General features: G+C 27.7%; 20 protein-coding genes. 13 read left to right on the top strand and 7 right to left on the bottom strand.

The window, feature by feature from the left end; genetic code table 11:
- The first annotated feature begins 84 nt into the window (after positions 1-84).
- From O0R46_RS09940 to dnaB, 7 genes are all read left to right on the top strand, one after another.
- Complete coding sequence (locus O0R46_RS09940) at positions 85-462, top strand: GntR family transcriptional regulator (RefSeq protein ID WP_269311585.1); 378 nt, start codon at positions 85-87, stop codon at positions 460-462.
- Positions 455-1,174 carry an ABC transporter ATP-binding protein gene (locus O0R46_RS09935; RefSeq protein ID WP_331275595.1) on the top strand — a complete coding sequence of 240 codons (720 nt, stop codon included), beginning with the start codon at positions 455-457 and terminating at the stop codon, positions 1,172-1,174. Before O0R46_RS09940 ends, O0R46_RS09935 begins: the two co-directional genes overlap by 8 nt.
- On the top strand, positions 1,168-1,935 hold the full coding sequence (locus O0R46_RS09930) for a hypothetical protein (protein ID WP_269311583.1): 768 nt from the start codon (positions 1,168-1,170) through the stop codon (positions 1,933-1,935). Before O0R46_RS09935 ends, O0R46_RS09930 begins: the two co-directional genes overlap by 7 nt.
- A 246-nt stretch (positions 1,936-2,181) precedes the next feature.
- On the top strand, positions 2,182-3,201 hold the full coding sequence (locus tag O0R46_RS09925) for a DUF2232 domain-containing protein (RefSeq protein ID WP_269311582.1): 1,020 nt from the start codon (positions 2,182-2,184) through the stop codon (positions 3,199-3,201).
- 12 nt (positions 3,202-3,213) lie between these two features.
- Positions 3,214-5,235 carry a DHH family phosphoesterase gene (locus tag O0R46_RS09920; RefSeq protein WP_269311581.1) on the top strand — a complete coding sequence of 674 codons (2,022 nt, stop codon included), beginning with the start codon at positions 3,214-3,216 and terminating at the stop codon, positions 5,233-5,235.
- On the top strand, positions 5,236-5,685 hold the full coding sequence (gene rplI / locus O0R46_RS09915) for a 50S ribosomal protein L9 (RefSeq protein ID WP_269311580.1): 450 nt from the start codon (positions 5,236-5,238) through the stop codon (positions 5,683-5,685).
- 52 nt (positions 5,686-5,737) lie between these two features.
- Positions 5,738-7,072, top strand: a complete 1,335-nt coding sequence (gene dnaB, locus O0R46_RS09910) for a replicative DNA helicase (RefSeq protein ID WP_269311579.1) — start codon at positions 5,738-5,740, stop codon at positions 7,070-7,072.
- Positions 7,073-7,360: 288 nt separating this feature from the next.
- Here dnaB and O0R46_RS09905 read toward each other — a convergent pair whose 3' ends face one another.
- From O0R46_RS09905 to O0R46_RS09880, 6 genes are all read right to left on the bottom strand, one after another.
- Positions 7,361-8,347 (bottom strand): ATP-binding protein, encoded by a 987-nt coding sequence (locus tag O0R46_RS09905; protein ID WP_269311578.1) that lies wholly within the window; start codon positions 8,345-8,347, stop codon positions 7,361-7,363.
- Positions 8,348-8,358: 11 nt separating this feature from the next.
- On the bottom strand, positions 8,359-9,429 hold the full coding sequence (locus tag O0R46_RS09900) for a DnaD domain-containing protein (protein ID WP_269311577.1): 1,071 nt from the start codon (positions 9,427-9,429) through the stop codon (positions 8,359-8,361).
- Positions 9,430-9,472: 43 nt separating this feature from the next.
- Positions 9,473-9,955 carry a 23S rRNA (pseudouridine(1915)-N(3))-methyltransferase RlmH gene (rlmH, locus tag O0R46_RS09895; protein ID WP_269311576.1) on the bottom strand — a complete coding sequence of 161 codons (483 nt, stop codon included), beginning with the start codon at positions 9,953-9,955 and terminating at the stop codon, positions 9,473-9,475.
- Entirely contained in the window at positions 9,956-10,756 is an 801-nt protein-coding gene (locus tag O0R46_RS09890) for an MBL fold metallo-hydrolase (RefSeq protein WP_269311575.1), read from the bottom strand. It lies immediately after the preceding gene.
- A 116-nt stretch (positions 10,757-10,872) separates the two neighbouring features.
- A complete protein-coding gene (gene rd, locus O0R46_RS09885; protein ID WP_269311574.1) occupies positions 10,873-11,037 on the bottom strand; it encodes a rubredoxin in 165 nt (54 codons plus the stop codon).
- Positions 11,038-11,141: 104 nt separating this feature from the next.
- A complete protein-coding gene (locus O0R46_RS09880) occupies positions 11,142-11,597 on the bottom strand; it encodes a Fur family transcriptional regulator (RefSeq protein WP_269311573.1) in 456 nt (151 codons plus the stop codon).
- A gap of 298 nt (positions 11,598-11,895) precedes the next feature.
- Between O0R46_RS09880 and O0R46_RS09875 the strand changes: the two genes are divergently transcribed.
- The 3 genes from O0R46_RS09875 (at position 11,896) to O0R46_RS09865 (ending at position 14,534) form a co-directional block, all read left to right on the top strand.
- The gene (locus O0R46_RS09875; protein ID WP_269311572.1) at positions 11,896-12,924 is read left to right on the top strand and encodes a metal ABC transporter substrate-binding protein; all 1,029 of its coding nucleotides are present in this window, start codon (positions 11,896-11,898) and stop codon (positions 12,922-12,924) included.
- A 159-nt stretch (positions 12,925-13,083) separates the two neighbouring features.
- Positions 13,084-13,758 carry a metal ABC transporter ATP-binding protein gene (locus tag O0R46_RS09870; protein WP_269311571.1) on the top strand — a complete coding sequence of 225 codons (675 nt, stop codon included), beginning with the start codon at positions 13,084-13,086 and terminating at the stop codon, positions 13,756-13,758.
- Complete coding sequence (locus O0R46_RS09865) at positions 13,752-14,534, top strand: metal ABC transporter permease (RefSeq protein ID WP_269311570.1); 783 nt, start codon at positions 13,752-13,754, stop codon at positions 14,532-14,534. Before O0R46_RS09870 ends, O0R46_RS09865 begins: the two co-directional genes overlap by 7 nt.
- Positions 14,535-14,761: 227 nt before the next feature.
- Here the strand turns inward: O0R46_RS09865 and O0R46_RS09860 are convergent, their stop codons facing one another.
- Positions 14,762-15,706, bottom strand: coding sequence for a GTP-binding protein (locus O0R46_RS09860; RefSeq protein WP_269311569.1), 945 nt, complete (start codon positions 15,704-15,706; stop codon positions 14,762-14,764).
- Between the two features lie 200 nt (positions 15,707-15,906).
- Between O0R46_RS09860 and O0R46_RS09855 the strand changes: the two genes are divergently transcribed.
- The 3 genes from O0R46_RS09855 to O0R46_RS09845 all read left to right on the top strand — a co-directional run bounded on the left by O0R46_RS09855 (position 15,907) and on the right by O0R46_RS09845 (position 20,824).
- Positions 15,907-17,481 (top strand): permease, encoded by a 1,575-nt coding sequence (locus O0R46_RS09855; RefSeq protein WP_269311568.1) that lies wholly within the window; start codon positions 15,907-15,909, stop codon positions 17,479-17,481.
- On the top strand, positions 17,474-18,232 hold the full coding sequence (locus tag O0R46_RS09850; RefSeq protein WP_269311567.1) for a TIGR03943 family putative permease subunit: 759 nt from the start codon (positions 17,474-17,476) through the stop codon (positions 18,230-18,232). Before O0R46_RS09855 ends, O0R46_RS09850 begins: the two co-directional genes overlap by 8 nt.
- A gap of 213 nt (positions 18,233-18,445) precedes the next feature.
- Complete coding sequence (locus O0R46_RS09845; protein ID WP_269311566.1) at positions 18,446-20,824, top strand: cell wall-binding repeat-containing protein; 2,379 nt, start codon at positions 18,446-18,448, stop codon at positions 20,822-20,824.
- The last annotated feature ends 14 nt before the right edge of the window (positions 20,825-20,838 follow it).

Below are 20,838 nucleotides of genomic sequence, written 5' to 3'. Positions count from 1 at the left end.
TTGTTGACATTATATATCCGCTTTTGTATAATTGTATTAAAGAAGTAACACAGCAATACAATTATACAAAAGGAGGATTATATTATGCAATACAATTTTGATAATAATGTTCCGCTATATATACAGATTATAGATATTATAAAAACAAAAATAATATCAGGACATTATGAACCGGGACAACAATTAGAACCCGTAAGAACTTTAGCAGCAGAATTTGAAATTAACCCAAATACAATACAAAGAGCTTTAGGTGAATTAGAAAATCAAGGTCTATTACATTCACAAAGAACCAAGGGAAGATTCGTTACGGAGGATGTTACATTGATTAAAAAATTAAGAAACAAGATGGTAATTGAAGAGTTAGAAAAAACTATAAAAACTTTAGAGAAAATGGGATTCAAGAAAATGGAAATCAAAGAAATATTCATAGAATTAATAGATGGAGGTATTTCAAATGACTAATAAGGATTTATGCAAAGATTCAATACTAGTAGTAAATGATGTTTACAAGTCATACGACAAAAATAATGTTTTAAATGGAATGGATTTTTCAATAGATAAGGGAAAAATAGTTGCCTTTCTGGGACCAAATGGTTGTGGTAAATCTACACTTGTTAAAATGATTAATGGACTTACTACAATAGATTCTGGGCAAATATTAGTAGATGGATATTCCATAGGAGTAGAAACTAAGAAAAAAATATCTTATTTGCCAGAAAGAACCTATTTAAATAGTTGGATGAAGGTAAAAGATCTTATCGATTTCTTTGAAGATTTTTATGAGGATTTTGATAGGTTTAAGGCAGAGAATATGTTTAGCGATATGAATATAAAATTAGATTCAAAATTAAAAATATTATCTAAAGGAACAAAGGAAAAAGTACAATTAATTTTAGTAATGTCGAGAAATGCAGATCTTTATATTTTAGATGAACCTATAGCAGGTGTTGATCCAGCTGCGAGAACATATATTATGAAGACTATACTTACTAATCTACCTCAGGATTCTAGTTTACTGATAGTTACTCACCTTATAAGTGACATAGAAACTATATGTGATGAAGTTATATTTATAAATGATGGAAAAATATTACTTCAAGAAGAGACAGATAAATTAAGAGAAAAATATGGAAAATCAATAGATTCAATATTTAGGGAGGAATACAGATGTTAGGAAAATTAATGAAATACGAATTTAAGTCATTATTTAAAACTTTTTCAATAGCTTACTTATTAATGATTATAGCATCAATACTTTTAGCTACCACTATCAAAAATGTAGACAGTGTATTATCAGGAACGGCAATGTTTTTCTTTGTAGTAGTAATAGTAACAACATTTATAATGGTATTGGTATTCACAATTACTAGATTCAATAAGTCTTTATTGAGTGATGAAGGTTATTTGATGTTTACAGTACCAGCTAAGACAAGCACAATAGTATTATCAAAAGCCTTTACAATAGTATTCTTTTCTATATTTACCACATTGGTAGTTCTATTAGCTTGTTTTTGTATTGGATTGTTTTTAAATGAAGGAAATATGGAAGGGCTTATAAAGGTACTTGACCAAGTAGCCAAATATATGACTTTCTCATTAGCCATTAATATTATTATTTATACATTAATATCATCATTCTCAAGTGTAATGCTTATATATTTAGCTCTTTCTTTTGGACAAATAGGAAAGCTTAAGAAACACAAGAATATATTTTCAATAATATTCTATTTTGTAACAGCATATATAATATCAATGTCGTCACAGATGTTATTTGGAAATTCATTCATTGAAAATAGCAGTAATACAAGTGCTATTTTGTTGATAGAATCTATTACAAAAAAAATAATATTCTACAATATCTATGAAATAGTATTATCAATAGTGTTCTTTATTGGAACAGTATATATATTAGATAAAAAATTAAACTTAGATTAATATATAAAATTCACCCCTTTATATATTTATAAATCTTTGGAATATAAGTAACTGAATTTTATAATTCAGTTACTTTTTTTATACATTTAAGAAAAATAAGATATATTATATGATTATTTCCAAAACTTTTAATCAGATACTTGAAATTATTGAGAATAGTTGAGTACAACTTGTGTGCTTAAATTTACATTACTATTAAAAAATGATATAATAAAATATAATGTAAATTTAGGAGGTGGTAGCTTTTTGGAAATTAAAGAAAGTATATTATTTAGAAAAAATATAATTACGCTTATATTATTTGTAGTTTTTTCAATATTAACATTTTTTATAGGTGAAAAAATATATTTTTTATCAATTTTAGCCTCATTAGTATTGATGATTGTGAGTATACAGGCTCATATTCTAATATCAATATCATTTACTGTGTTGGGTGTAGCAATTACATATCTGTTGGGAGGAGAAATTGCGGCTATTAAAATAGCCTTGATATATTATATACCAAGTTTATTGTGTGGAATAATAATAAATGGTTCAAGAATTAGAAAGATATATATAATAAAAGAAAAAGAATCTAAAAAGATAAAAGTAAAGCAGAATCAATATGCTTCAATATCTACATTTTTATTATCAATATTAGTATTTGCTGTAGGTATAGCATTATATTATATTGTTATGAAATATATTTTTGATAATGATATTATAAAAAACTTACAGGGCATTCTTGACAAAGTCGTTGCGATATACAGACAAAATTTGAGTCCACAAGACTTAAAAAGGATTGAAGATACTGGTGTATTGGGTAAAGTATCAAATATAGGATCTATATTTGCAGTTCTTATATTTGCTAAAGCTGTATTATATTCAATAATTTGCTACTTTGTCGCAATTCGACTATCAAATTATGTATATTCAAATAAAATTGAACATATAGGAGTAGACAACTTTGTTCTACCAGGAAAACCAGTATATGTTTTATTTATTTCAATTTTGATATTATTTTTTGTAGGATATTACAATAAAGAAATAAATACTGAATTTATAATTGGTAATTATATAGCAGTAATGAGCATACTATTTTTACTACAAGGTATTTCTTTATTTATTTATATAGTAAAAAACTGGTCTCAAACAAAAAAAGCTGTAAATTGGATACTTTTTATTTTGATAATTTTATTTATGGGTATAGCTCCTGGTCTAGCTATTATTGGTATGTTGGACAATACAATGGGTTATAGGGATAGATGGTTATCTGTAGATAAATAGTTGGAGGACTTAATGAATAACAAAGACAAAAACAAGAATATACTTTACTACGGAGATTACTTATGTATTTTAGCCGTGTTCTTATTCAGTGTTTATGCTCTTTATAGTAAAAATAACGTTGGTATTATAGGAATTATTTTATGTATACTAATGGTATTTTTAATTATAAAGAAGAAAAAGTCTGATGAAGAAATTTTAAAAGATAAAATACAAAATTTATCGCTTAACTGTAATAAACTAACTAGAAAAACTCTGTTAAGCGTACCATTGCCTCTTTGTTTTTTAGAGTTGAATGGTGAAATAACATGGGCAAATAAATCTTTTAATAGAATGGTTGGAATTGAAGATAATACAAGCTCTGTAGGTCTTAATATTGAAAATTTAATAGGTAATATTACTCTGAGAAAAGTTCTAGATGAAAATAAAGTAATTGAGGAAGATTTTGAATTTAAAGGAAGAAGATATCTTCTTAAATATTCATTTACAAAAATGGATGACGAATCTGATGGAAGTGCAGATTATAGAGTAATAATGTATTGGATTGATCAAACTGAACTTATAAAGGCTAGACAAGATTGTGATGATACTAAAGAGGCAGTATTAATAGTAGAAATAGATGGTTATGAAGAAGTTCTTAAGAGTACACCAGAAGAAAAGAGACCTTTGCTAGCCATGGAAATAGAAACATTGATAGCTAACTTAGGAGATCAGACTGGGTCATTGGTGGAAAAAATAGCTACAGACAAGTATATTCTTTTTATGAGAAGAAAGAGTGTACTAGAGCTTGAAAATACTAAGTTCTCTATATTAGATAAGGCTAAAGAAATAGAATATGGAAATAAGCTACCAATAACATTTAGTATAGGTGGTGGATATGATGGAGACACAATAGAGGAAACTGGTGACTTTGCATCTGGAGCTCTTGATATGGCTTTAGGTAGAGGTGGAGACCAGGCTGCTATAAAAAATAAAAAAGGTTTTAATTTTTATGGAGGTAAGTCAAAAGGATTTGAAAGAAAGACAAAGGTCAAATCTAGATTGATTGGACTAGCATTAAAAGAGCTTATTAATCAAAGTGAAAAAATACTTATTATGGGTCATAAATATCCAGATATGGATGCTATGGGCGCTGCAGTAGGTGTATATGATTTATGTAAAAATTATGGAAAAGAAGCAAATGTGGTATTGGAAAATATTGGAGAGTCTGTAGAAATATTTATAAATAGACTAAAAGAAAATCCATATTATGAAAATATGTTTGTTGATCATGAAAAGGCTGAGAGAATCTGTGATAGAGATACTCTAGTAATAGTGGTTGATACACATAGACCTGCTTATACCGAATATGAAGGATTGTTAGACTTATCTGATAGGGTGGTAGTAATAGATCACCATAGAAGAGGAGTAGATTATATTAACGATACGGTATTATTATTCCATGCTATATATGTATCATCTACTTGTGAAATGGTAACTGAACTTATACAGTATACTGACAATGATAGTGATATGAAGATAAATAAACTAACAGCTGAAGGTTTACTGGGTGGTATATATCTGGATACAAAGAACTTTGAGTTTAAGACAGGTGTTAGAACTTTTGAGGCAGCGTCATTCCTAAGAAATATGGGTGCAGATACAATATTAGTAAAGCAATTTTTTAATTCTTATGCTGAAGATTTCTTGGTAAAGGCAGATATAATAAAGAGAACAGAGATTATTGATCAGACAATTTGTATATCTTATTCTTATGAAGAAATTGACAATGTAAATATAGTAATTGCAAAGGCAGCAGATGAGCTATTAAATATAAAAAATATAAAGGCTTCTTTTGTTTTGGGAAAAAAGGGAGATACTATATTTGTAAGTGCTAGATCTCTTGGGGACATAAATGTACATATAATGATGGAAAAAATAGGCGGTGGCGGTCATATGGATATCGCTGGTGCCCAACTTAAAAATATAGATATTGATGATGCATATAATATGGTTAAAGAAATAATAGAAAACTACATTGAAGAGGAGAAAAAATAGATGAAAGTTATATTATTAAAAGATGTAAAGGGAACTGGTAAAAAAGGAGAAATAAAGGAAGTTAGCGATGGTTATGCTAGAAACTTCTTAATAAAGAAAGGTAATGCTGTAGAGGCTACAAATTCTAATATAAAAGAACTAGATGAAAAAAATAAATCTAAGGAAAGAAAAGAACAGATAGAGTATGAAGAAGCTGTATTATTGGGTAAGCAAATGGAAGATATAAATATAGAAATATTTGCTAAGTCTGGAGAAGGTGGAAGGTTATTTGGTTCTATAACTTCTAAAGAAATAGCAGAACAGCTAAAAAAACAAAAGAAAGTAGAAGTAGATAAGAGAAAGATACTTTTAGATGAACCAATCAGAACATTGGGTTCAAGATTTGTAGAAATAAAAATACATCAAAAGGTAACTACTAAGATTAGGGTTGATGTTAAAGAACAAAACTAATATTGGGCGAGGTTTTTACCTCGCCTATTCTTTAATTTAAAGGGGTGAAAATATGGCTGAAATTATAAAAGTTCCACCACATAGCTTAGAGTCAGAGCAGTGTATAATAGGTTCTATATTAATGGATGAGGATGCTTTATTTACCGTAAAAGAATTTATGGACAGAGACGATTTTTATATGGATTCTCATAAAGTAATATTTGATGCTATGGTAGAATTAGAAAAAGAGAATAATCCTATAGATATTGTTACAGTATCCGAAAAATTAAGAAATAAGGGATATTTGGATAAAATAGGTGGTATAAATTACCTAACTAGCACAACTTCAATTACTCCTACATCTTCAAATGCAAAAACGTATGCAGAGATTGTAAAGCAAAAATCAGTTTTAAGACAATTGATATCTGCATCTAATCAAATAATAAATAGTAGTTTTCAGGGAGAAGATAGTATAGAAGATATTTTAAATATAGCTGAGAAGAAAATATTTGAGATATCTCAGGAAAGAAATAAATCAGATTTTAAGGTCGTAGGTGATGTTTTAGATGATGTTTATAGAACTCTAGAAGAGGTTTATAGCAGTGGCAGTGATATCACTGGATTAGACACTGGATTTGCAGATTTGAACAAGAAATTAGGTGGATTACATAAGAGTGACCTTATATTAATTGCAGCTAGGCCTGGTATGGGCAAGACAGCATTTGCATTAAACTTAGTTGCTAATGCGGCCATAAAATCAAAGGCTAGTGTAGCTGTATTTAGTTTAGAGATGTCAAAAGAGCAGTTGGTACAAAGACTGATATCGTCACTGTCTACAGTTGGGATTTCAGATATATCTAAAGGTAAAATAGCAGATAATGAGTGGAAAAAAATAGCAGAGGCTATGAAGATTTTGTCTAGATCAAAGATATTTATTGATGATACTCCAGGTATAAAGATGTCCGAAATTAGATCCAAGTGTAGAAAACTTAAAATGGATTCTGGTTTGGATATGATAATGATAGATTATTTACAGCTTATGGAGGCTGATGGAAGAGCTGAAAGTAGGCAACAAGAAGTTGCAAAGATATCTAGAGCTATGAAGATACTGGCAAAAGAAATGGATTGTCCAGTAGTTGCACTTTCTCAGTTATCTAGAAATACTGAAAGTGGTAAAGACCATGTACCAAAGTTATCTGACCTTAGAGATTCAGGAGCGATAGAACAGGATGCTGATATAGTAATGTTTATATATAGGGACGAATATTATACTAAGATTGAAACTAAAAAGAAAAATTTAGCAGATATAAAGATAGCAAAAAATAGACACGGAGAGCTTTGTGATGTGGAATTAGTTTGGTTGGGAAGTATACAAAAGTTCGTTGATAAGATAAAAGAAATAAATTAAATAATCAATATATAGATTTAATTAGAAATAGAAAATTACTTATTATTTTATATAATACATATTATATAATTAAAAAAATTATAAGTATATATTATGAACCAAATTAATGAATATTATTCAAAAATGGTAGCAAAAAAAAGAGTTATCAACAGAAAATATGTTCTTTTCAACAGAAATCTGTGGATAACTCTTTAATAATATGTTAATAACTTGATTTTAGCAGTTTTCATTATTCACATAATCCACAAGTTTATCCACAAATACTGTTGATAAGTGTGTGTATAAAAATTATCTGAATCTTAAGTCGTCGCCATAAAATTCGAAAAATCTGAAATTACCAACTAATCTTGATAAAATCCTATCTGAATAAATTTCGCCAATAGATGCCATATCTAGATTGGTAGAAATTATGGTTTTCTTTTTGGAGTTTAATCTAGAATTAATTATATTAAATAACTCTGATACTGTGAATGAATTTACCATTTCAGTTCCTAAGTCATCTATTATCAATAAATCAGATTCAAATAGATTATTAAAATTTTCTTCGTCTATATCAGAAAATGATTCAGTTTTAAATTTATATTTGTTGATTATATCCATTAAGTTAAAGGCGGTCTGATAAATAACTGTATAACCCATATTTAATATAGTTTCAGCTATACAACTACACATAAAAGTTTTTCCAATACCAGGTGATCCCCAAAATACTAAATTATTTTTTTGATTTACTGGATATTCATCAAAGTTATAGATAAAATTATCCACATTGAACATGATATCTTTCATATTTTCTCTAGGAGATACTTCCATATGTTCTTCTATTTTGTCTGAATATATGTCAAAAGAAAAATTATTAAAATTATCTTCCTTCAATAACTCTCCTAGATTAGACATTTTGTAGGAATCATTAAGCAATCTTTGTATTAAACAATTACATTTCTCACCATTTTCTAAAAAACCAGTATCCTTACAAGAATTGCATGAATAGTCCATTTCTAAATAAGAGGGATCAATGCCATTTTTAAGTAGCGTTAATGTTTTTTCATCTATGTAAGCAGCTTGTTGCTCTTCAAGATGTTTTATTTCTTCTTCTGATTTGTCCATAATTATAGAACGAGTAATGTCTAGTCCAAGTCTATTAATATTTTGATCAATTAATTTTATCTGAGGTATTTTTTCATGTATTTCCTTTATTTTATTTTCTAATATTTCTTTGTTATAGTCTTGTCTATGCTGATATTCCAGCATAATATCACGTATTTTTTCAGCATTCATAATATCACCTACTATTTTTTATTTAGATTTTTAATAAGATTATTTAGTTCTTCATTTGAATATTTTCCTGTTAGGCTAGGCTTAAAATTGTGGAATTTAGTTCTTTTCTGGGAGGAAGAAGATTTAGATGGATTTGCTTTATATTGAGTTTTTTCAGCCTTTTTCTTTGCATAAGCAATATCTTCTTTTTCTACATCCTCTAAAGTTCTAATTCCAGAATTATACCAGTTAGAAATTATCTTATCTAAATATTTTATATTAGGATTTGGTGTATTTATAGATTTTGAACAAGCCTTCATTACCATTTCCATACTCATATGATAATCTTCGAACCATGTGTCTATAGTCTCTTTTTCATAGCTTGTAGGCATTCTATTAAATCCTAAATTTGAGAATATAACTCTATATATATCATTTTTTTCTGATCTATTTTTTTCATATATCATTAAATCTTCTTTAGTCTTGATAGAATTATCAAACCAAGATTTTAAAATAGCTATAATATATTTTATAGACTTAATTCTACCAGTTTCACGAGCAACACTTTCAAAAGCGTGTACAACAAGTTGAGAATCTATATTGTATTTTTCTATAGCATTTAATAAATCAAGTCTTTCATTAGGAGTAAGTGGTCTTGCGCTAATAGCTTCTATGTTTTCATACATATTGACTAAATTTTGAGAAGAGTAGGTTTCAATAGACGAATCTATATCATTTGATTTATTTATGTTATCATCTTCATCAGAAATACCATCATTATTATGGCTTTTTAAATACTCTGTTTTTAAGTCTATGAATTCAATTATATTTTTTTGGTCTTTATCGTGTATTTTTATTACACCCATTCTCTCCCAAAATATCCAAGCTTCTAGGACTTCATCTATAGAAATATTTAGTATTTTTGAAATTTCTTTATTATCTATATTCCTGTTGTTAATACCATTGAAAAATAAAGCTTCTCTATAACCTAATAAGTATACCTTTAATTGATTACCCGTACATATAGGTAAGTACATATCTAAAAATAAACTAGGGACTAATATATCATTGTAAAGTTCTTTTGTTTTTGACCTGAAAAACATAAAAATATCCCCCCTTTAACATATAAAACCATAGACAAATATGTTATTTGTGATATGGCTCTTTATTATTTATTCTAAAAGTTCTATATATTTGTTCTAATAATATCAGTCTCATCAATTGGTGTGGAAATGTCATATCTGAAAAAGAAAGTTTCAAATCGGAAGAACTTAAAACCATATCAGAGAGACCTAAGGATCCACCTATTATAAAATATATATGACTTTGACCACTTAAGGAAATTTGATTTATTTTTTTAGCCAAATTCTCAGAAGTCATTTTTTTACCATCAATTGCAAGTGAAATAACAAATGAGTTATCCTTTATTTTAGAAATTATACCATTTGCTTCCTTGTCTTTTATTAATTCCATTTCCCTAGAACTCAGATTTTCTGGAGCTTTTTCATCTGGAATTTCTATTATCTCGAGTTTACAATACTTTGACAATCTCTTTGTGAATTCGTCAATGCCCATTTTGATATATTTTTCTTTTATCTTACCTACTGAAATTATACTTATCTTTAGCATTTATTTTTTTACCTCGAATATATTTGATACTGTATCTCTCATTAGAATATTTAGATTGACATCTTTTCCTATTTTTATACCTTTTTCTGACAATATATGATTTGATGTTTCAAATGCAAGTTGAGGAAAATTATTCTCTCTACTCAAGTGAGCAAGCAGGATATTTTCTGTCCCATTTTCTATTAGTTCTGCTTGAAATTTTGCAGAATCTTCATTAGATAAGTGTCCTATATTAGACATTACTCTCTTTTTTAGTGAATAAGTATAAGAGCCCATCAATAACATTTCTTTATCATAATTAGATTCTAAGATTACGAGATCAGAACCCATTATATTTTGCTTTATATCATCTGAGACAAAACCTATATCAGTAGCTATAGAAATTTTTTGTTCTTTTTCATTTACAATACTAAAACCAACTGGATCTGCAGCATCATGGTTAATAGAAAATGGCTTTATAGCGATGTCTCCAACACTATAAATTTTATCATTTTCAAAAATAACAACATTATCTTCATTTACCTTGCCAATTTTATTCTTTATTGCCATCCATGTATTATAGTTTGTAAAAATTGGAAGGTCAAATTTTCTAGAAAGTATACCTACTCCTTTTATATGATCTGAGTGTTCATGTGTAATGAAAATTCCATCTAATTTATTTGAATCTATATCAATATCACTTAGTCCATTAGTAATCTTTTTACCACTCAGACCAGCATCTATTAGTATATTTGTATTTTTATATCCTACATAGTGACAATTTCCACTACTGCCACTCCCTATAGAACAGTACTTTAACATATAATCTCCTTTCACTCTTGCTTTATTAATATTATTATAAAGCATATGTGTATTAATTTCATCTTTTTATTTAAATAAAAAAGCTAGGGCTAAGCCCTAGCTTCAAGAATTCTTAATTAGTCTTCTACTGGTGAGAAATCTTCCTTAGTTACACCACAGTCTGGACATTCCCAATCGTCTGGAATATCTTCAAAAGCAGTTCCTGGTTTGATTCCTGAATCTGGATCTCCTACCTCTGGATCATAAACATAACCACATACATCACATACATATTTTTTCATAATAATTTCCTCCTTGTTTTATTAAGTATTAATAATTTTTATATTAAATTGCTATGGTAATAATATACCCAGCATTTTAAAACCCTAACATAAAAAACGTATTTTTATTTTTTATTTTTGCATTCAGGACAAACTCCTATAAATTCAAGATTATGGGATAATATATCATATCCAGTAGCATCTTCAATTTCTTTGTGTACTGAATCAATAGGACATACATCTATATATGTTATTTTACCACAATCTTTGCATGTAAGTATATGTCTATGTTGGTCAGAATTTAACTGAAAGACACTGTTTCCATCAGATAAAACCTGTCTTATTATTATATTAGCTTCAGTTAGGGAACTTAAGGCTCTATATACAGTTGACAAATTTATATTTATATCTTGTCTTAATTTTCTATGTATTTCTTCAGCGGTTAATGGACCTTCGGATTTTTTTAGGCAGTCTATTAAAAATAGTCTTTTTTTAGTTGTTTTAAGATTAGCTGACTTTAATAAATTAGCATTTTCTTTTGTGAATATCTCTTTCTGTTTATTATAATAATTATTTTCCAAAAAATCACTTCCTATCGTAATTTAAATTTTCATGAATGATAATATTCATTATAACATTTAATTAAATAATATGATAGAAATAACATAATTTTAACAAAATATTTTTGTATAAAAATATTTCCTAAAATTATTGTATTTGTAAGTAAAAACTGTTTGACAAAAATTATTAAGGGTAATATACTCATAATAAAATGCAAAAGTTATGCATTTGCAAATGCATTTTCATTAGCGATTTTGAAAAATATTTAATTTAAAGATATTTTTAAAATACATTTTTATAGGAGGTATAATAGCAGTTATGAAAAAAATTTCAAAAAAATTAGTAGCTCTACTAACAGTATCAGCCATAGCTCTGTCAGGATGTAGCTCAAATAATACGTCAGGAGATGTTAAGAATACACGCAAAAGCGGTGAAAAGATAAAAGTATATACTAGCTTCTATCCAATGTATGATTTTGCAAAAAAAATAGGTGGGGATAAGATAGAAGTCAAAAATCTCGTGCCAGCTGGTACAGAGCCGCATGATTGGGAGCCAAGTCCGCAAGATTTAGCTAAAATTGGTGAATCAGATGTCTTTATATACAGCGGTGCAGGAATGGAAGCATGGGCAGATAAAGTATCTGATAATGTTAAAAATAATAAATTAGTGCAGGTAGAAGCTTCAAAGGGGATAAGTTTATTAAAATCTGAAGAAGATCATGATCACGATCATGACGATGCAAAAGACAAAGATGATCATGAAAAAGGAGATAAGGACCACAATGATCATGAAAAAGATGAGGACAAACATGAACATGATTATGGGGAATATGATCCTCATGTTTGGCTAAATCCTCAAAATGCTAAAATAGAAATGAAGAATATTAAAGATGCTTTTATAAAGGCTGATCCTAAGAATAAGGCATACTACGAGGAAAATTTTAAAATGAATTCAGAAAAAATGGATAAGCTTGACAACAAATTTAAGACTGAATTGTCAAAAACTCAGAAAAAGGATATAATAGTATCTCATGAAGCTTTTGGTTATTTAGCAAATGCTTATGGTTTAAAGCAGATAGGAATTGAAGGCCTATCACCGGATTCTGAGCCTGATGCATCAAGAATGGCTGAAATTACAAAGTTCGCAAAAGAAAATAATGTTAAATATATATTTTTTGAAGAACTAGTGAGCCCAAAGGTATCAAAGACAATAGCAAAGGAAGTAGGAGCTCAAACAGAAGTATTAAATCCGCTAGAAGGGTTGACAAAAGACCAGTTAGATAAGGGAGAAGATTATTTCTCTATAATGGAAAATAATCTAAATGTATTATTAAAAGCTTTGAAATAATAAATGCTAATGTAGTTTCTTAATTAAAATGTCTATCCAATTTATGGGTAGACATTTTGTTAAGTATAGGATAAATAATATAGATAATCATAATTTTAAGATTGTAATTATCTCTATTATTTATAATTATATAAAATAGCATTTTTGGAGAGGAAATAAATGAAAAAACTTATAGAAATTAAAAATATGTATTTTAAATATGATAAAGAGTATGTAATAGAAAATTTAGATTTGGATATATATAGTGGAGATTATTTAGGAATAATAGGATCAAATGGTAGTGGAAAAAGTACTCTCATTAAACTTATGTTGGGAATATTAAAACCAAGCAAAGGGGAAATTTTGTTGTATGGAAAAAATCCTGCAATAGGAAAATTTACCTCTAATATAGGATATGTATCCCAGGTCGGATTATCTACAGGTATTGATTTTCCTGCTACGGTTAGAGAAATTGTTATGATGAATCTATACAGAGAAATTGGTTTATTTAAATTTTCAAAAGTAAAACATAAAGAAATGGTAAAAAAAGCTCTTCAAACAGTGGATATGCTTGACTATGAAAAAAGTAAGTTTTCGGATTTATCAGGTGGTCAACAACAAAGAGTTATGATTGCAAAGGCTATAGTAAACAATCCAGAATTGTTGATATTAGATGAACCTACTACTGGTATTGATCATAAGTCGGTAGAATCACTATACTCTTTACTCGACAATCTTCACAAAAATAAGAATATTAGTATTGTTATGATTTCACATGATATAAAAAAGATTAAAAGTCATGCAACAAAGATATTGGAATTAGATGATTTTTCTGAGGAGGTTATAGGATGTTAGAGTATGAATTTATGAGAAAAGCCTTCTTGGTTGGAATATTACTGGCGGCTATTATTCCTTGTATTGGTGTTACAATTGTATTAAAGAGACTATCAATGCTTGGTGATGCACTTTCCCATACATCTTTGGCGGGTGTAGCAGGAGGTTTATTATTAGGAATAAATCCAGTTTTGGGAGCCGTAATAATAACAGTTTTTGCTGGTTTTGGAATAGACTTTATTAGAAAAAAGTTTCCAAAGTACTCAGAAATTTCTATAGCTATAATAATGTCTGCCGGTGTAGGTCTAGCAGGTGTGCTATCTGGATTTACTTCAAATTCAGCTGGATTTACAAGTTTTTTATTTGGTAGTATAGTTGCTATTACAGATTTTGAACTTTACTTAGTAATAGCATTATCTATAATAGTTATGCTTGTTTTTATATTATTGTACAAGGAATTGATGCATATTGCCTTTGACGAAAATGGAGCAAGGTTGTCTGGGGTTCCTGTAAGAGCAGTAAATTTTGTATTTACCATACTTACAGCTTTGACAGTATCAATAGCATCTAGGACTGTAGGTGCACTAATTGTATCATCAATAATGGTAATACCAGTGGCATGTGCTATGAGATTTACAAAAAGTTATAAACTAACGGTAATAATATCAATAATATTAGCTATAATATTTACAATAGTAGGTTTAAGTTTATCATATTATTTTGGCTTAAAACCAGGAGGAACAATTGTACTCCTAGGAGTGCTTACACTAATACTATCTATGATAGTAAAAAGATAAGTGAAATATATGTAAATATTCTCAAACTTAGAGTTAACAAATATATCTTATTTAAAATAAAAAAGTTTAATTAGTAATAAATAATATTAATAACTATTATCATAACAAAAAAGTACTTACCTTTAATATTCATATACAGTATGGGATACAATGAAATAATTAAATGTAAGTACTTTTTTTATTTTGTGTGATTGCTTTTTGCTCATATAGTTCTGCAATGCAATTATTTATATAAACATCGATGATAATTTTTCTTCATTTAAATTTTCACCAATGAGTATAACATAGTGTTCTGTTTTCTTGTCTGTAAATCTAAATTCTAGTTCGCCAGAATTATAGTCATAACTTAGGGATTTATTATTAGATTTAAAACTTCCCTTGGATCTTAATAAATTACCTAAATCGCTAGAGTTCTCTATTTCATTAAATATGTTTTCGAGTTTATTTTCATCCATTTCTAAATCTGTATTTAGTGTTATACTTTCAAAATCGCTATTAAGATCATGATTTTCATGGCAAGAGCAAGACTCTCCAGGTTCATGGTAATGAGTGTGTATATTAGGAGAAAACATACTCAATTTATTGCATGGAAGTATGGAAGAAATCTCAAAGTTATCCCACTCACTATTTACAATATTTAATTTAGGGTTTATAATTCTTATTTTTTCAAGAATTTTATCTATATCTAATTTTTTTTCAATAGCTTTTTGATAACGACTGAAAACAATAGTATTTGAGTTTTTTATTTGATTTTCATAAAATTCGCCAAAATTTTTTAAATACATATCAAATTTGCTAATATCTACTACTGTAACTATTATACCAAATTCAAACAGATCTTTTTTTTCCATACAAATATCTTTAATATCTGATAATTTAGCAATACCAGAGGGTTCTACAAGAATATTTTCTGGTGCGTAATTCTTTTTAATGTCCAAAAGACTTTTTGAAAAATTTCCTGCTACAGAGCAACATATACAACCAGCGTTTATCTCTTTTACATTTACACCAATAGCTTCAAGTATAGGTCCATCAATGCTTACCTCACCAAATTCATTTTCTATAATAGCTATTTTATTAAAATCTTTAGATTCGTCGATAATTTTTTTTATAAAGCTAGTTTTACCAGCGCCTAAAAAACCTGATATTATGTTGATTTTTGTTTTAGTCATGAGTATCTCCTTTATAAACCTAATAACAGTATACAATGTATTTCTAAAGTTTACTTAAAGAAGAAAATAAGAATTAATTAAGATTTATTAACAATAAGCAATAATTTAAGTAATAAATATCAAATAAACTTGAGAGTTATTTGCATTAATAGTATTATAATATAATTACAATATATTTTAAAAAGAAAGCGAGGATGGACATGACAAAGTATATTGATATAATTGTTGGTTTTTTTGAATCTGGAAAGACATCTTTTATTAACTCTATGTTGTTAAATGAAGTGGATATAGAAAGAGAAAAAGTATTAATAATAAAGTGTGAAGAGGGATTTGAGGAATATCTGTTTAAAGATAAAATAAATGTTATAAATATAAATAATAAAAGACAATTAGAAGATGACATTATCAATAAAAAATTAAATGATATCAATCCAGATTATGTAATTATAGAATATAATGGTGTATGGGAGATATCAGATTTATTAAAAAGAAGATTAGCTAAAGGGTATGAAATAAGAAATATAATAAATACAATTGATTATAATAGTTTTGAAAATTATATAAAAAATATGGAAAATATTATTTTGGATAAAGTTCATAATAGTGACTATATAATAATCACAAAATTTGATGAAGATAATGTTGAAAATAGAAAAGAATTAGAATTAATTAAAGCAAAATTAAAATCTATAAACAAATCATCTAAAATTTATTTAAAGAGTGAATTTGATGAACATGATAGAAACTTAATAATAAATAATAATATTAGTCTATCTGATAAGCAAATAATAAAATTTGCTTTGGGATTTATATTTATTAACTTTTTTGTTATGTTTTGTCAGGTATTTTTTAATGAATTTTATAATAACAAAGTGGAAAGGATATTAGCTATATTTTTGAGTATATTAATTCAAATATTACCATTTTTAATACTAGGAGTAATAATATCAAGTTTAATACAGATGCTGATACCGAAAGAGAAATTTGATAAAATATTTGAAAAAACCAGTGTAAAATCTATGTTATTTGCTATGTTTGCAGGATTATTTTTCCCTGTTTGTGATTGCACAATGGTGCCTATAGCTAGTTCTATAGTTAAAAAGGGATATTCAATCCCCGTTGCTATAACTTTTCTATTAGCAGCTCCAGCAATCAACCCAATAGTAATATTATCAACATATTATGCATTTCCTAACCAACCGATGTTTGTATTTTATAGAATTGGTTTCGGTATTTGTATAGCTGTATTTGCAGGGATAATTACTATATTGCTTGCAAGAGATAAAGAAGAAGTGGTAAAAGACTATATAAACAAGTATACGTTAACTGAATCAAGCATTAGTTACAATTATAGGAGTGATGTAGGAAAATTAGAAGCAATAAGCCTTCACACAAAAAATGAATTATATAAAATAGGATTCTATGTGGTAATAGGTGCATTTATATCTGCATCCATACAGGTTTTTGTCCCCAAATATGTATTTATAAGTTTAAATCAAATTAATTATTTATCTGTTTTGAGCATGATATTTGCTGCATTTTTTATATCTGTATGTAGCAATTCTAATGCTTTTGTGGCTAGAAGTTTTTATAATTTAATGCCAAGTAATGCTATATTGGCTTTTTTAGTAATGGGACCTATGTTAGATATTACAAATGTATCCTTGATGTTAGCTACATTCAATAAAAAGTTCATATTTAAAATGATATTATTTCTGACTATAGTATCGTTAGTTATATTTTCTTCAGTCGGAGGTGGTATACTGAATGTTTAAAAGAATCAATTTAGAAATGCTAATACAAGGATTAATAGAACTATCACTTGCTATTGCAATTTTATTTGCAATAGAGAGTAAAAAAATCAACAGTTTTGTACATCCCAAATTTAATGGTTTATTATTAATAAGTTCTATATTTTTAATATTTTTATCATATATGTCATTTAAAAGTATGGAAAAAGCAAAACATATAAATAATATAGCTACTTACTTTGTGCTAGCAATACCATTAATCTGTACTTTTTATATAAATGATAATGCATTTAAATTTAGTCAAAATATAGAAAATACATCTATAAAAATAAGCACAAAAAACAATAATAAAAATGTAGATATTCAAAAGACAAACAAAAAGCTATATGTTGCTAAAGATGGAAAAGACTATATTGATGTTAATGATGACATGTATGTCAAATGGTATTATGAGACGGTATTTAACCTTGAACCATATAAGGATGTAGAATTTAAATTTTTGGTAAGAGTATTTAAAGATTCTAGTCAAAATGAAAAGTTTATTGTTTTGGGTAGGTTAGGAATGGTGTGTTGTATGGCAGATTTACAGCCATGTGGTTTTATATATAAAGATTCAGGATTTGAAAAATTACAAAATAATCAATGGTATTTGGTAAAGGGAAAAATAAAAGATAATCATGATATAACTTATAATTTAGAGACCTTACCTATTATGTATGATGTAGAATTTGAAAGGGTTAAAAAACCAAAAGATGAGTATGTATATTTAAGATAAAAATGGGTATAAATAAATATTTAAACAAAGGATAAAGATTGTTTCAATTTTTATCCTTTTATATTAAAAAGAAAAAGCAGTTTTATATTTAAAAAAATAGCTGTAAACTGGCTAATAGCTTGAAAATATTGCTATTTAATGATAGTATATAATTGAAGAATTTTATACAAAAATATATAAATTTATATATTTTATTTGAAGAAAGGTAAATTTATGGCAAATAGAAATTATAAAGGAATTCTAGTAAAAAAAGCAATAACATCTGTATTAACATTAACAATATTATCAGGTAGTATTTTTAGTGTATATGGTGAAGATAATAAAAATTTAAAACCTTACTTTGTACCTGGAAAGACTAATAATCAAACAGTTACTAGTGGTAATTTAAGTATTACAAATAAAAATGAAAAGGGAACGGAACTTAGAAATTATATAAAAAGAGCTACTACTGGGACTTATACATCAGCGTCAACATCATATGATCCAAGGCCTCTAAACTATATGACTTCCGTAAAAAATCAGCAAAATTTAGGTATATGTTGGGCATTTGCAGGAATATCTGCATTTGAGACATATTTATTAAAAAATAATATGGGATATAATGATTTTAGTGAAGAACATATGAGATGGTGGGCTAAAGGTGGTATATATAACTGGGATATTTCAGATGAAGAAGGGTCTTATAATGATACAGCAGTAGGATATTTTACTTCATGGTCAGGTCCAAAAATGGAAAAAGATATACCATATAATGGAACTGTAAAAGATACAGAAGGAGCAACAAAACCAACTAATTTTGATAGTGCACCTTTGTCTCCATACAAGGTTACTGATGTAATGAAGGTATCTAATAATGCCACTTCTATAAAAAATGCTATATTAAAATATGGTTCGGTGACGTCAGGATATATGCACAGTGAGAAGTACATAGGTACAGATAGAAAATCAATTTACTCAGGGGAATCTGATGGTCAAAATCACGCAATAGATATAGTAGGATGGAATAACAATTATCCACGTTTTAACTTTGATGGATATAATCGTATGCCTAATAGTAATGGAGCATGGCTTGTAAAAAGTAGCTGGGGATCTGAAGAAGGAGAAAATGGATATTATTGGATTTCATACGAAGATACCAACATAATGTCTTCTGATGATAATTTTGCAATAATGAATGCTAGGGATTCTAAAAATCAAAAAATATATCAGCATGAATACTCATTATTAGCAACTATTTTTTCAAATGATGGGCAAATAATGGGAGCTAATAAATTTAAATTTGGAAATAATGAAATATTAAAGAGCGTTATGTTTTATACTGATACTGTAGGCGCAAAATATGAGTTATACTTTGTGCCATCTCCAAATGGAGTTCCAAGTAATACACAGAAAACTTTTCTAAAATCAGGTATAGTAGATCATTCAGGCTATACTACAATAGATATAAATGACTATAAATTGCCAAGTGGATATGGTTCTATTGCTGTTAAGATTAGTAATAGCTCTGGAAGATTGCCATCTTTAGGGGCAGAGGATGCTTTAAATAATAGTTCCTTATTTGTGCCAAAAGCATCTTTAGGAGAAAGTTATACATATGAAAATGGGTATTTTGTGGATCTTAATACAATAAAAGAATTTAAACCTACTAATCTGTCGATAAAGGCTATTACAGATAAAGCGAATTTGAGTACAAATACTAAATTATTATCAGGAAATACTAGATTCGAAACTGCTATAGAAATAGCAAAAGAAGCATTTCCTAAAGGAAGTGATAATGTAATACTAGTTAATTCGTCTGCAATAGCGGATGCACTTACAGCTACATCTCTTGCAAAGTTAAAGGATGCTCCTATATTGCTTACAGGTAGCACAAGTTTAAATTCAAATACATATCAAGAAATTAAAAATTTAAATGCAAAAAATATAACTATAATTGGTGGAGAATCTTCTGTTTCAAAATCGATTGAAGATGAATTGAGAAAAACTTACAAGGTGGATAGATTAGCAGGAAACTCAAGAATTGAAACTAGCGAAAAAATAGCAGATCAAGTGAGAAGTATGAGTGGGGATATAACAAAGGTATCTGTAGTGAATGGATACAATGGACTACCAGATGCAATAAGTTTTTCTCCAATATCTGGAGAAAAAAATATACCAATTTTACTTACTAGCAAAAATGGAACATTTAGTTTACCTAGCTTTATTGATAAATCAAAGTTAGTTGAATCGTATGTGCTAGGAGGAACTTCTAATGTTCCTATAGATGTAGATAGGCAATTAGCTGGAGTTACTAGATTGAGCGGAGATACTAGAAATGACACAAATGCTAAAATTATTGAGAAATTCTATCCTATGGCTCAATTAGATAATGTTTTTGTCGCAAAGGATGGCTATCCAAATTTAGATTCATTAGTAGATGGATTAGCGGTAGGAGTATACGCTGCGAAAACAAAATCACCTTTAGTTATAAGTCATGGAAGCCTAAGTTCTGAACAAGTAAGAGTGTTAAAATCAAAAACTTTTAAGAATATAATTCAAGTTGGATCAGGAGAACACAGTCAATCTGTAACAGAGATTTTAAATATGAACTAAAGTATATATAAATA

Origin of the sequence: Peptostreptococcus equinus, assembly GCF_027125355.1 — a bacterium.
GTDB lineage: Bacteria > Bacillota > Clostridia > Peptostreptococcales > Peptostreptococcaceae > Peptostreptococcus > Peptostreptococcus equinus.
This window is presented reverse-complemented; position numbering and strand designations above follow the sequence as displayed.

What these genes read in the sequence shown, in the direction of transcription:
- O0R46_RS09905 (WP_269311578.1), bottom strand. Translation starts at nt 8,347, where the DNA reads ATGAATGCTGAAAAAATACGTGATATTATGCTGGAATATCAGCATAGA.
- O0R46_RS09900 (WP_269311577.1), bottom strand. Translation starts at nt 9,429, where the DNA reads ATGTTTTTCAGGTCAAAAACAAAAGAACTTTACAATGATATATTAGTC.
- O0R46_RS09845 (WP_269311566.1), top strand. Translation starts at nt 18,446, where the DNA reads ATGGCAAATAGAAATTATAAAGGAATTCTAGTAAAAAAAGCAATAACA.
- rplI (WP_269311580.1), top strand. Translation starts at nt 5,236, where the DNA reads ATGAAAGTTATATTATTAAAAGATGTAAAGGGAACTGGTAAAAAAGGA.
- rlmH (WP_269311576.1), bottom strand. Translation starts at nt 9,955, where the DNA reads ATGCTAAAGATAAGTATAATTTCAGTAGGTAAGATAAAAGAAAAATAT.
- O0R46_RS09940 (WP_269311585.1), top strand. Translation starts at nt 85, where the DNA reads ATGCAATACAATTTTGATAATAATGTTCCGCTATATATACAGATTATA.
- O0R46_RS09890 (WP_269311575.1), bottom strand. Translation starts at nt 10,756, where the DNA reads ATGTTAAAGTACTGTTCTATAGGGAGTGGCAGTAGTGGAAATTGTCAC.
- O0R46_RS09860 (WP_269311569.1), bottom strand. Translation starts at nt 15,706, where the DNA reads ATGACTAAAACAAAAATCAACATAATATCAGGTTTTTTAGGCGCTGGT.
- O0R46_RS09870 (WP_269311571.1), top strand. Translation starts at nt 13,084, where the DNA reads ATGAAAAAACTTATAGAAATTAAAAATATGTATTTTAAATATGATAAA.
- O0R46_RS09850 (WP_269311567.1), top strand. Translation starts at nt 17,474, where the DNA reads ATGTTTAAAAGAATCAATTTAGAAATGCTAATACAAGGATTAATAGAA.
- O0R46_RS09930 (WP_269311583.1), top strand. Translation starts at nt 1,168, where the DNA reads ATGTTAGGAAAATTAATGAAATACGAATTTAAGTCATTATTTAAAACT.
- O0R46_RS09855 (WP_269311568.1), top strand. Translation starts at nt 15,907, where the DNA reads ATGACAAAGTATATTGATATAATTGTTGGTTTTTTTGAATCTGGAAAG.
- rd (WP_269311574.1), bottom strand. Translation starts at nt 11,037, where the DNA reads ATGAAAAAATATGTATGTGATGTATGTGGTTATGTTTATGATCCAGAG.
- O0R46_RS09865 (WP_269311570.1), top strand. Translation starts at nt 13,752, where the DNA reads ATGTTAGAGTATGAATTTATGAGAAAAGCCTTCTTGGTTGGAATATTA.
- O0R46_RS09875 (WP_269311572.1), top strand. Translation starts at nt 11,896, where the DNA reads ATGAAAAAAATTTCAAAAAAATTAGTAGCTCTACTAACAGTATCAGCC.
- O0R46_RS09935 (WP_331275595.1), top strand. Translation starts at nt 455, where the DNA reads ATGACTAATAAGGATTTATGCAAAGATTCAATACTAGTAGTAAATGAT.
- dnaB (WP_269311579.1), top strand. Translation starts at nt 5,738, where the DNA reads ATGGCTGAAATTATAAAAGTTCCACCACATAGCTTAGAGTCAGAGCAG.
- O0R46_RS09920 (WP_269311581.1), top strand. Translation starts at nt 3,214, where the DNA reads ATGAATAACAAAGACAAAAACAAGAATATACTTTACTACGGAGATTAC.